The 10,764-nt window shown below is 70.8% G+C and carries 11 protein-coding genes and 1 pseudogene; 3 read left to right on the forward strand and 9 right to left on the reverse strand.

The window, feature by feature from the left end; genetic code table 11:
- Window positions 1–478: 478 nt before the first annotated feature.
- The 8 genes from ABZ281_RS20110 to ABZ281_RS20145 form a co-directional block, all read right to left on the reverse strand.
- Complete coding sequence (locus tag ABZ281_RS20110; protein ID WP_298571077.1) at window positions 479–1,366, reverse strand: DUF5936 domain-containing protein; 888 nt, start codon at window positions 1,364–1,366, stop codon at window positions 479–481.
- 16 nt (window positions 1,367–1,382) lie between these two features.
- Window positions 1,383–2,327: a type II secretion system F family protein gene (locus ABZ281_RS20115; RefSeq protein ID WP_356657278.1), complete on the reverse strand. Its 945-nt coding sequence runs from the start codon at window positions 2,325–2,327 to the stop codon at window positions 1,383–1,385.
- Between the two features lie 9 nt (window positions 2,328–2,336).
- Entirely contained in the window at window positions 2,337–3,674 is a 1,338-nt protein-coding gene (locus ABZ281_RS20120; protein WP_356657280.1) for a CpaF family protein, read from the reverse strand.
- 25 nt (window positions 3,675–3,699) lie between these two features.
- On the reverse strand, window positions 3,700–4,056 hold the full coding sequence (locus ABZ281_RS20125; RefSeq protein WP_356657282.1) for a TadE family protein: 357 nt from the start codon (window positions 4,054–4,056) through the stop codon (window positions 3,700–3,702).
- Window positions 4,053–4,448 carry a TadE family protein gene (locus ABZ281_RS20130; protein WP_356657284.1) on the reverse strand — a complete coding sequence of 132 codons (396 nt, stop codon included), beginning with the start codon at window positions 4,446–4,448 and terminating at the stop codon, window positions 4,053–4,055. The genes ABZ281_RS20125 and ABZ281_RS20130 overlap by 4 nt, the downstream gene beginning before the upstream one ends.
- Window positions 4,445–5,698 (reverse strand): AAA family ATPase, encoded by a 1,254-nt coding sequence (locus ABZ281_RS20135; protein WP_356657286.1) that lies wholly within the window; start codon window positions 5,696–5,698, stop codon window positions 4,445–4,447. The genes ABZ281_RS20130 and ABZ281_RS20135 overlap by 4 nt, the downstream gene beginning before the upstream one ends.
- A gap of 9 nt (window positions 5,699–5,707) precedes the next feature.
- Window positions 5,708–6,415: a Flp pilus assembly protein CpaB gene (gene cpaB, locus ABZ281_RS20140; protein WP_356657288.1), complete on the reverse strand. Its 708-nt coding sequence runs from the start codon at window positions 6,413–6,415 to the stop codon at window positions 5,708–5,710.
- Between the two features lie 70 nt (window positions 6,416–6,485).
- A complete protein-coding gene (locus ABZ281_RS20145) occupies window positions 6,486–7,319 on the reverse strand; it encodes a hypothetical protein (RefSeq protein ID WP_356657296.1) in 834 nt (277 codons plus the stop codon).
- Window positions 7,320–8,323: 1,004 nt separating this feature from the next.
- On the opposite strand from ABZ281_RS20145, the gene ABZ281_RS20150 reads away from it, so the two are divergent.
- Genes ABZ281_RS20150 through ABZ281_RS20160 form a run of 3 tightly spaced genes read left to right on the forward strand, consistent with a single transcriptional unit; the run spans window position 8,324 to window position 10,400 of the window.
- Window positions 8,324–8,464: a hypothetical protein gene (locus ABZ281_RS20150; RefSeq protein WP_356657290.1), complete on the forward strand. Its 141-nt coding sequence runs from the start codon at window positions 8,324–8,326 to the stop codon at window positions 8,462–8,464.
- A 36-nt stretch (window positions 8,465–8,500) separates the two neighbouring features.
- Window positions 8,501–8,680: a hypothetical protein gene (locus ABZ281_RS20155; protein WP_356657292.1), complete on the forward strand. Its 180-nt coding sequence runs from the start codon at window positions 8,501–8,503 to the stop codon at window positions 8,678–8,680.
- Between the two features lie 31 nt (window positions 8,681–8,711).
- The gene (locus ABZ281_RS20160; RefSeq protein WP_356657294.1) at window positions 8,712–10,400 is read left to right on the forward strand and encodes a glycosyl hydrolase family 18 protein; all 1,689 of its coding nucleotides are present in this window, start codon (window positions 8,712–8,714) and stop codon (window positions 10,398–10,400) included.
- A 6-nt stretch (window positions 10,401–10,406) separates the two neighbouring features.
- On the opposite strand, the pseudogene ABZ281_RS20165 reads toward ABZ281_RS20160, so the two are convergent.
- Window positions 10,407–10,764: pseudogene (locus ABZ281_RS20165) on the reverse strand (hypothetical protein); the annotation flags it as partial.

Consider the following 10,764-nt stretch of genomic DNA (forward strand, 5'->3'; position numbering starts at 1 on the left):
GCTTCCACAGGACCGCTCGTGCGGCCGACGTCGTCCGGCGCGGGCGGCCCCTGTGGGGGTACGGCGTCGTCCGGCGCGGGCGGCCCCTGTGGGGGTACGGCGTCGTCCGGCGCGGGCGGCCCCTGTGGAGGCGCGGCGCCATCGGAGGCGGAGCGACCGTGAGCGTGCTCCCGTGGACCGTCTGCCGTCGGCATCGGCCCCCGCGCAAGGGCATCCACCGCAGACCTCCGACCCGCTGCCGCCTGTCGGTGCCCACCCCCCTTCATCTGCAACGTCGGCCCCCCGGCCGCCTCCCACCCCGGCGGCAGGGCGGGCGTCACGGACGTCACCGGTACGTCCGGCGCACCCGTGCGGACATGCGGGGGCAGCACCGTCCCCGCCGGGGGCGTCGTGATCTCCGGGTTCTGCTCGGCCCGACGGCGGCGTCGTCCCAGCAGACCCGCCCGCTCCCCTGCCATCGACATACCGTCGCCTTCCCCTACTTCCCCGTCACCGAGCCGAAGTCCGTGCCCGAACCGAGGATCAGACCCGCGCCGAGCAGGAGCATCGTGGCCGGGACCATGAAGGTCGTGATCATCATCGTGGCCTTGGGGACGGCCCGGGCCGCCTTGCGGCGGGCATTCTGTGCGTCCGTGCGGCGCATGTCCTTCGCCAGGGACACCAGCGTGTCGACGATCGGCGCACCCAGTTCCTCGCCCTGCTGCAGCGCCGTCACGAACATCGCCACCTGCTCGGAGTCGTTGCGGCGGCGCAGCTCCGCGAAGGCCTGGCGGCGGCTCATGCCGAGGTCCATCTGGCGCAGGGTGATGCGCAGTTCGTCGGCCCAGGGGCCCTCGTACCGGGACGCGACCCGGTCCAGCGCCTGGCGGAAGCCGAGGCCCGCGCTCACCACGACCGCGAGGACGTCCAGGAAGTCCGGCAGGGTCCGTTCGATGACGTCCTTGCGGATGCGGATCGCCGACCAGATGCCGACCTCCGTCCAGAACGCGCCGAAGGCCAGCAGGAGCAGGGCGACCAGCAGCTGGCCCCGCATGAGGAAGACGAGGAAGCCCACGGTTCCCAGGCATCCGTAGACCGCCCGCCGCGCGGCGTATCTGTCGATCGTCAGGCCTCCGGGGTTGCCCGCGAGGTCGATCTTGCGGCGGTACTTCGCCACCTGCTTCGGGCCCATCAGGCGCAGGACGGCGGGCGCGTAGCGCATGCCCATGCGGTCGATGAGCGAGTCGACCGCGCCGGTGCGGGTGGAGCCGACCTCCAGGGCCAGCGCGAGGTCGCCGGGCAGTTTGGCCTCCGCGCGGTACATGCGGATGCCGGCGAAGACGCCCCAGACGCTGAGGCCCATCAGCAGGGCGAGAAGCAGTCCCATGGTTGCCTCCTGGTTCTCAGACGTCGATGCGGGACAGGCGGCGGATGAGGACGAAGCCGACGGCGTAGAGCGAGAAGGCGATGATGACCGCCGCCTGGCCGAAGGAGGAGCCGGTCATGCGGTCCAGGGCGCCGTCCTTCACCCCGTTCATCAGGAACAGGGAGCCGACGCCCAGGACCGGGACGGCGTACGACGTCATGGTGACCTGGGAGAGCTGGGTGCGGACCTCGCGCCGGGTCTCCTTGCGTTCCTCCAATGTCTCCGTCAGGTTGCGCAGGGCGCTGACCACTTGGCCGCCCGCCCGGTTCGACAGGACCAGGGTGGTGACGAGGACGACCAGTTCGCGGGACGGGAGGCGGTCGGCCAGTTCGCCCAGCGCGTCATCCATCGAGGCGCCGACCGCCAGCTGGTTGGACACCTTCCCCAGTTCCTCGCCGGCCGGGGCCTCCATCTCCTCCGCCGCCATCCCGATCGCCGTACGCAGGGCCAGTCCCGCCTGGGTCGCGTTGGCCAGGATCCGGGCCATCTCCGGGAGCTGGTTGATGAACTTCTCGATGCGTTTCTGGCGTTGCCAGTTGAGGAACTGGACCGCCACCCCGATGCCGAGCAGGCCGGCCAGCGGGCCGAAGAAGGGGGCCAGGGCCGCCTGGCCGATCAGCCACAGGCTCGCGACCGTGGCGAGCATGTAGACGAAGAACTCACCCGGGGTGATGTCCAGGCCGGTCGCCGCCAGGCGCAGCTCCAGCTTCTTGCCGAGCTTGGTGCGCCGCAGACGGCGGTCGATCCCGCGGAAGTTGCGGCGTCTGCCGCCCGCCGGGACCTGGCCGGTGGCGGACAGGCGGTCGACGAGGGCCTGCCGCTGTGCCTTGCCCGTGGCGTAGGAGTGCAGGCCGACGACCACCAGGACGCAGGTCAGCAGCGTGATGCCGGTGGTGAGCGTGATGAGCGATTGCAGTTCCATCGGTCGGTCCTACCTGGCTTCTCGGGTGGCTAGCTGGTCCGCGGACCGGGCGATGCCGAACGCCTGCGGGAGGGGCTGGTTCGCCATGTAGAGGCGGTCGGCGGTGCGGCGCGGGAGGGGGTGGTACTCGAAGGCGCCGTGGATACGGCCGTCGGGGCTCATCGGCTGTGCGTTGAAGCGGGCGACCGTGACCAGCCGGTACGGGTCGCTGCCGTGGCTGTCCATCAGCGCGATCTCGGTGATGCGGCGGGCGCCGTCGGCGAATCGGGTCAGCTGCACGATGACGTCGACCGCGCTGTTGATCTGGTCGTGCAGCGCCACGAAGGGGATCTCCACGTCCGACATGGAGGCCAGGGTCTGCAGCCGCATCAGCGCGTCCTCGGCGCTGTTGGCGTGGACCGTGGCCAGCGAGCCGTCGTGGCCCGTCGACATCGCCTGGAGCATGTCGAGGGACTCGCCGCCACGGACCTCACCGACGACGATCCGGTCGGGGCGCATGCGCAGGGAGTTGCGGACGAGGTCGCGGATGCTGATCTGGCCCTTGCCCTCGACGTTCGCCGGGCGCGACTCCAGGCGGATGACGTGGGCCTGCTGGAGCTGGAGTTCGGCGGAGTCCTCGATGGTGATGATGCGTTCGCCGTCGGGGATCAGCCCGGAGAGCGCGTTGAGCAGGGTCGTCTTTCCCGTGCCGGTCGCGCCCGAGACGATGACGTTGAACTTCGCCTGCACCAGGCCCGCCAGCAGGTACAGCATGTGCTCGTCGAGCGAGCCGAGTCCGATCAGTTCCTGGAGTGTGAAGGAGCGCGGGAAGCGGCGGATGGTGAGGATGGCGCCGGTCAGGGACAGCGGCGGGATGATGACGTTGACGCGCTCGCCGGAGGGGAGGCGGGCGTCGACCATCGGGTTGGACTCGTCCACGCGGCGGTTGACCGTGGAGACGATCCGCTCGATGGTCTGCATCAGCTGGTCGTTGGAGGCGAAGCGCAACGGCAGCTGCTCGACCCTTCCCCCGCGCTCCACGAAGATCGCGTCCGGGCCGTTGACCATGATCTCGGTGATGGACGCGTCTTCGAGGAGCGGCTCCAGGATGCCGAGGCCCAGCGCCTCGTCGACCACCCTGCGGATCAGCTGCGCGCGCTCCACCGTCGACAGGACCGGGCCCTCGCGGCTGATGATGTGCCCGAGCACCCGCTCCAGCCGTGCCCGGCGCTCGGCAGCGGCCAGCGAACTCATCTCCGCGAGGTCGATCTCCTCCAGGAGCTTGGCCCGGTAGGAGGCGACCATGTTGCCGTCCTCGCCCCGGTTGCCGTTCTCCTCGGGGGTGTTGATCCGTGCTCGCAGGCTCATGAGTCGGGTGCTCCTAGCTCGTTGCTCAGTGGTCGAGCGGCATCGTCGCGATCTTGACGGCCGGGTCGAACTTCCAGCCCGGCACGAGGGACGGGATCTGCACGGTGGCCGTGACCGTCACCTCTTCCCCGCCGTAGGAGGCCGGGCAACTGGTCTCGTCGGCCAGCCAGCTGCTCACCGCCGCCCGGCAGTCCGTCTCGTACGGCCCCTCCAGCGACGCACTGCGCGCCCCCGTCCTGGCCGCCGTGCCGGCCTGCTGGGCCGTGTAGGCGATCAGGCCTAGCTGAACGGCCCCCAGGGCGACGATCAGCAGGATCGGCAGGAAGCCGATGTACTCGATGGCGACCTGGCCGCGGTCGCGGTGCTTGCGGATACCGGTCATCTCGGTTTCGCCTCCTCGACCGCCCCGGCGTGGCCGTGGACCGTGAACCCGAAGGTCAGCGTGCCGGGGAAGAGGACCGGGACCTGAAGGCGCGCGTCGGCCGTCACGTAGCCGGAACCCTGGCAGGTCACCTCGGCCCCGGATCGCCACGCATCCGACAGATGCTTCAGCCCGGCCGCCTCGCACACGCCCTGCCGCGCTCCCGGCTCGGCCGCCGTGGCCTGCCGTACGGCCTCGTCCGCGGCGTTGCCCGCGAGGATGTAGGTGTAGCCGACGAGGACGACCTGCCACAGCGCGATCAGCGTCACGATGATGGTCGGTGTCATCCCGAGGAACTCGATGGTCACCTGACCCTTGTCCCGCTCCCACCGCTCTCTTGAGAGCACCCTCACCCCTCCCTCCTCCGCCGAAAGCTCACCGACCCCCGGTCCCCGCCCCGCAACCCCCGGCCCGCCTTCTGTGCGCCGTCGGGGGCCTTGACCAGGCCCAGTTCGCCCGCCAGGCCCCACATGGCCTGCTTCACCGAGCTCTTGTTCTCCAGTTCGTGGATACGGCCCGCGTCCACGACGCTCTGCAGTTCCTTGAAGTTGGCGGGGACCACGGTGGCCGCGACCGCCGTGCCGGTGATCTTCTGGATGAGGGGCGGCTGGATCTCCGTACCGCGCGAGTGCCGGTTGACGACGACGGTCGTCTCCTCGGCCTTGCGGATCTGGAGCCGGTCCCACATCCGCACGGCCCGTTTGGCACCCCGCACGGCGACCACGTCCGGGGTGGTGATCAGCAGGGCCCGGTCGGCCATCTCCACGGCCGCCGCCCCGGCGCCGCCGAGCTGGGCGCCGCAGTCGATGACGACGACCTCGTAGCGGGAGCGCAGGGCGCTGACGATCTGCCGGGCGGCGCGGTCGGTGACGTCCTCGCCGCGTTCTCCTTCGGCGGGGGCGAGCAGCAGGGCGAGGCCGGTGTCGTGGCGGAAGACCGCGTCGGCCAGGACGCGCGGGGAGATGTCGGCGATGGCGGCCAGGTCGACGACGGAGCGGCGGAACTGGACGTCCAGGTAGGAGGCGACATCGCCGGTCTGGAGGTCCATGTCGACCAGGGCGGTGCTGCGGCCGGAGGCCTGGGCGGCCAGGGCCAGCTGGATGGCGGTCAGGGTGGTGCCGGCGCCGCCTTTGGCGCCGCTGACGGTCACGACGGTGCCGCCGACGCCGGTGAACACGTCGCCGCCGGCGCCCAGGTGGCGTCGTACGCCGACGGACCACTGGGCGACGGCCTGGACGCGGCTGGCGAGTTCCTCGTAGCTGAGCGGGAGGGCGACCAGGCCGCGGGCGCCGTAGTCCATGGCGGCCTGGAAGAGGCCGGGGTTCGCGTCGGAGGTGACGAGGATGACGCCGACGGCCGGGAAGCGCAGGGCCACTTCGCGGATCAGCTCCAGCGCCGGGACGGGACCGATCCGCTCGTGCACCACCACGACCTCGGGCAGTTCGTCGACTGACTCGGCGGCGAGGCGGGCGAGGGTGTCGATGAGCTGGGTGGAGTCGACCACCGGGGCGACGGGTTCGGCGTCCGGGAGTTGGCTGAGCAGTGTCGTGATCGACCGGACCGCGTCCGTGTCACCGACTGCCGGGAGGATCCTCGTGGGCATGGCAGCCTCTCACTTGTCCTTCGCGAGTTCGTACGTCCGGTCCCGCTCGGGGACGGTGGTGTCGCTGCCGGGCGCGACGAGGGCGAGCCGGACCCGCTTGGCGAACGACTCGGCGTAGGTGATGCGCTGCGCGTCGAGGGCGGACAGGGCGAACGTGATCGGGACGGCGTCGGTGGGCTGCCGGGTGCGGTTGGACTCGTCGGGCTTGAGCGCGGTCAGTTGGCCGACGTCGAGGACCTTGGCGTTGGTGACGATGATCTTCGACTGGTCGGGGTCGCCCTCGCGCGCGCCCTCGAAGGTGGCGTAGACGTTGACCGAGGCGCCGGGCGTGATCTTGCCGGCCACGCCGGTCGCCGCGTCGATCATGATGGCGACCTCCTGCTGGCCGGGCTGGAGGGCCGGCCGGTGGACGATCATGTCGGACTGGAGCAGGGAGCCCGCTTCCAGCGTGGTCACGGCGATCTTGCCCTGTATCTCCCGCAGATCTGTGACCGCGTTGTCGGACAGCCACCGTTCGGGCATCTTGATCTTCTCGAACTGGCCCGTGCTGAGGGTGGTGTAGGGCGGCACGTCGGATTTCAGCCGGTAGGCGGTGACCTCGGGGCCGACCTTCGACTTCACGTCGCTGATGACGGAGAGCACGCCGGCGAAGGCGCCGAGGGCGCAGACGATCGACAGGAGCAGGAGGATCACGCCGCGGCGCTGACGGGAGTTCATGAACCGTACAACCTCGTTGGGGATATCGGTCGAGCGGGATCGGAACAGTGCTGACGAGCGGGGTCAGGCCTCACCCGACGGCCGTTCGGTTCTCGAGCTGCTTGCGGGGCGGGCTGTCGTTGACGGGGGGCGTGGCCGAACAGAACACGCAGCGGTCGCCGATGACGTCGATGCCGCACCAGTGGCACTGGCTGCGCCGGACGGAGGTGACCAGCTGGTAGAGCACGGACAGGTCGGGCAGGTAGCTGCAGAACTCGATGAGCTTGCCGGTGCCCCACCAGCCGGGCGACTCGGCCGGGAGCGGGGTCTCTCGCAGCCCCTGCACCTTCCAGGAGGGAGCGAGGGTGCCCGTGACCCAGTCGGACTGGAGCTGCCCCTTGGCGACCAGCATCCAGGTGCCGAACTCGGGGCCGGGGAGGGCGGCTTCTGGGGTGATCTTGACGAGCTGTGGCTCGGGGTGGGCGAGGACGCCGAACTGGCTGCCGGGCACCCAGGACTTGGCGTGCGACTTCAGGCCGACGGGGACGCGGTCGAGGCGGGCGACGGAACCGAGCAGCGCGCCGGCGTGGATGTAGTGGACGAGCAGCCGGCCGGCGGAGGCGAGCACGCCGGGGCTGATGTCGCAGGAGGCGAGCTGCCGTAACTGGCGGGCGAGGACGGCCAGTCCGAGGGGCGGCAGGTCCGGCCGGAACAGGGCGATGCGGTCGGTCTCCATGAGGGAGCGCAGGGTGTGCAGCCGTCGCCGCACCGCGGTGGGCGCGGCCTGCGAGCAGACCACGATCACATGGCCGTGGTGCTCGACCAGGGCCTGCATCTCGGCCAGCGCCTGTTCCAGAGGGCGTCGGTCGACGTCCCGCAGCACGACGGCGGGCAGGGTGCGTTCATCCTGTGGCGGCAGCGCCATGTCGGCGCTGGTCACGGCAATGGCAGTTGGCACGCGCAGCTCCCCGTTTCCCCATGCCCGTCGGAACGCCGGGTGTCACTCCGGCGCACCGTGTCGACTTCACTGCGTGACTACCTCAGCACTGTATCCACGGCTCTGTGACCGGAGAACAGCGTTTGTGTAGCTGAGGAGCAACTGTCGTTGCACAAGATGCGTCAAAACGGGGCAGGTTGAGCATCTTGCCGGTCGGCTCGGCGGGCTCGGGCGGCCCCGGGCGGCGGGTCCCGCCCGGCCCAGCGGTGACGGTGGGCCTGCGTCGGGACCCCGAGGATCCACGCCTGTCGCGAACCTACGCTCGCCGTCCGAAAACACACGTGGACCGGGCGGGGAGGGTGCCGTACGGCGGACGGGGGCGGCATACGGACGTACGGGCGATCCGGATCGACGCCGAGCAGGGGATCTGCCGGACGGGGACCTGGACCGGATCACCGATTCGGTCGAGGTGCACCAGCCGTGGAGGTGCCGGGCGCCGGATACGTCGCACTCACCCTGCTCGTCGCGCTGTTCGGCGCGCTGTCGTGGACGTACGCGCGGCGGCTGATGACGGTGTCGCGGGTGCTGCGGCGCGGTGTCCGGGCGGAGGGCGAGTGCGTCCGGGTGGAGACGGAGCCGCATCAGCGCTCCGGAGGGCGAGTGCGTCCGGGTGGAGACGGAGCCGCATCAGCGCTCCGGACGCCCGGCGGCACTTCGTCGTCTTCCGTACGACCGACGGCGCGCAGGTCGAGTTCGAGGACCTGGCGGGCACGTCGACGACGGAGGGCGGCCCGGTGACCGTCACCTACGACCCCCACGTCCCGGCAGGCACGGCGACGGTGGCGGGCCGGGGCACCTGCCCCCCAATGCTCCAGGCGCAGGCCCTGGCCCCGCGGGCTGCGGGAGGCCGCGGCCGGTTTCGCGATCCTGCTCTGGTTCGAGATCACCGGGGGCGACGGATGGACCTCGTGCGCTGCTGAGCCGTCGGCATCGTGGTGCTCGTCCTCACCGAGCACGTCCAGATGACGCTGGTCCACGATCCGCTGGTCGGCCCGGAGGACGTGGGTTTGTTCGGTGCGGCGCCGGCCCTGGTGCATCCGCCGAACCCGGTGTGCGTGGTGCTGGCCACCTGAGCGGCGGCGCGGGTGCATCCGGAGCCGTGGCGGGAGATGCCTGTACGGCACCTGGCGGCGGCGTGCGCGGTTCCGGCGGCGGCACAGGTGCTGCTGCCGGCCCGGCGGCCGAGCGCGCTGGACCCGACGGGCGCGGCGTTCTGGATGTCGGCCGTGGTGCCGCCGGGGGGATGCGCGGTGGGACTGCGGCTGGACAGGTTGGTCTGGACCTCTTGACAGCCGCTTTGGTCTGGACCATTTTCTTGTCATGTCCCCACACAGACGATCCCTGCGTTTCTGGTCGGGTGCCGTCACGGCTGCCCTGGCCCTCACTGTCACGACCGTCGGCCAGGCCAGCGCCGCCGACGTCAACAACGCCAGGAACGCCGGCTTCGAGTCGGGCCTGAGCGACTGGACCTGCTCGGCGGGCAGCGGCACAACGGTCTCCTCCCCGGTGCGCACCGGCGCGGCCGCGCTCCAGGCGACCCCCTCGGGGCAGGACAACGCCCGGTGCGCCCAGACCGTACGGGTGAAGCCCAACTCGACGTACACGCTGGGCGCCTGGGTCCGGGGCGGGTACGCCTACCTCGGCGTGACCGGCACGGGCACGACCGACGTGTCCACCTGGACGCCCGACTCCTCGTCCTGGAAGCAGCTCTCGGCCTCCTTCACCACGGGCTCCTCGACGACCTCGGTGACGGTGTACACGCACGGCTGGTACGGGCAGGCGGCGTACTACGCGGACGACGTGTCGGTCTTCGGCCCCGACGGTGGCGGGGGCACGGACCCGGGCCCGACGATCCCCTCCGCGCCGGGCGGCCTGAACGTCTCCGGCACGACGTCCTCGTCGGTGTCGCTGGCCTGGAACGCCGTCTCCGGGGCGACGGGTTACACCGTGTACCGCGACGGCACGAAGGCGACCGCGGTCTCCGGCACCTCGGCGACCGTGACCGGGCTCGCGGCCTCGACGTCGTACTCCTTCCAGGTCACGGCGACGAACGGGGCCGGTGAGTCGCCGAAGTCGACGGCGGTGACGGCCACCACGAACAAGCCGAACGGCCCCGGCCCGGCGCTGCCCCAGCACGCGGTGACCGGCTACTGGCAGAACTTCGACAACGGCGCGACGGTGCAGAAGCTCGCCGACGTCCAGGCGCAGTACGACATCATCGCCGTCGCCTTCGCGGACGCGACCTCGACGCCGGGCGCGGTGACCTTCAACCTCGATTCGGCCGGTCTCGGCGGCTACACCGTCGACCAGTTCAAGGCCGACATCCGGGCCAAGCAGGCGGCCGGGAAGAAGGTCATCGTCTCGGTCGGCGGTGAACGCGGCACGGTGGCGGTGAACGACGCGGCCTCGGCGGCGAACTTCGCGAACAGCGTGTACTCCGTGATGCAGACGTACGGCTTCGACGGCGTCGACATCGACCTGGAGAACGGTCTCAACGCGACCTACATGACGCAGGCGCTGCGGTCGCTCTCGGCGAAGGCGGGCTCGTCGCTGATCATCACGATGGCGCCGCAGACCATCGACATGCAGTCCACGTCCAACGGGTACTTCCGTACCGCGCTGAACGTGAAGGACATCCTCACGGTCGTCAACATGCAGTACTACAACAGCGGTTCCATGCTGGGCTGCGACGGCAAGGTCTACAGCCAGGGCACGGTCGACTTCCTGACGGCCCTGGCCTGTATCCAGCTGGAGAACGGCCTCGCCCCCTCCCAGGTGGGCCTGGGCCTGCCGGCCTCCACCCGGGGAGCGGGCAGCGGCTACGTCTCACCGACCGTGGTCAACAACGCGCTGGACTGCCTGGCCAAGGGCACCGGCTGCGGCACCTTCAAGCCGCCCCGGACGTACCCCGGCCTGCGCGGCGCGATGACCTGGTCGACCAACTGGGACGCCACGGCCGGCAACGCGTGGTCCAGCGCGGTGGGTCCGCATGTGCACGGGCTGCCGTAGCGGCCCCTACCCCATCGGACGGTAGTGACCGAGGACCCAGGCCAGCTGCGGGAACCACTCCTGGAGCCGCGTCCTGGGCCTGGCCTCCACCACGCACTCGTAGAACCTGCCGTCCATGTGGACCACGGCGACCATCAGCGCCTTGCCGTCCGGGCTCGCCCGGTAGTGGACGCCGCGGATCTCCGGCCAGCGGAACTCGACCGTGAGGCCGGAGGTCTCGAAGGCCACGCCGGACGCGTCGACGACGACCGCGTTGCGCTTGTCGACGGCCAGGAAGCCCACCGCGGCCGCCTGAACGTCCTCGCCAACATCGTCGGCAAGTCGTACGCGCAGATCTTCCGCGAGTTCGAGGGCAACCTCGACC

This window comes from Streptomyces sp. NPDC006265 (genome assembly GCF_040613555.1).
Classification (GTDB): domain Bacteria; phylum Actinomycetota; class Actinomycetes; order Streptomycetales; family Streptomycetaceae; genus Streptomyces.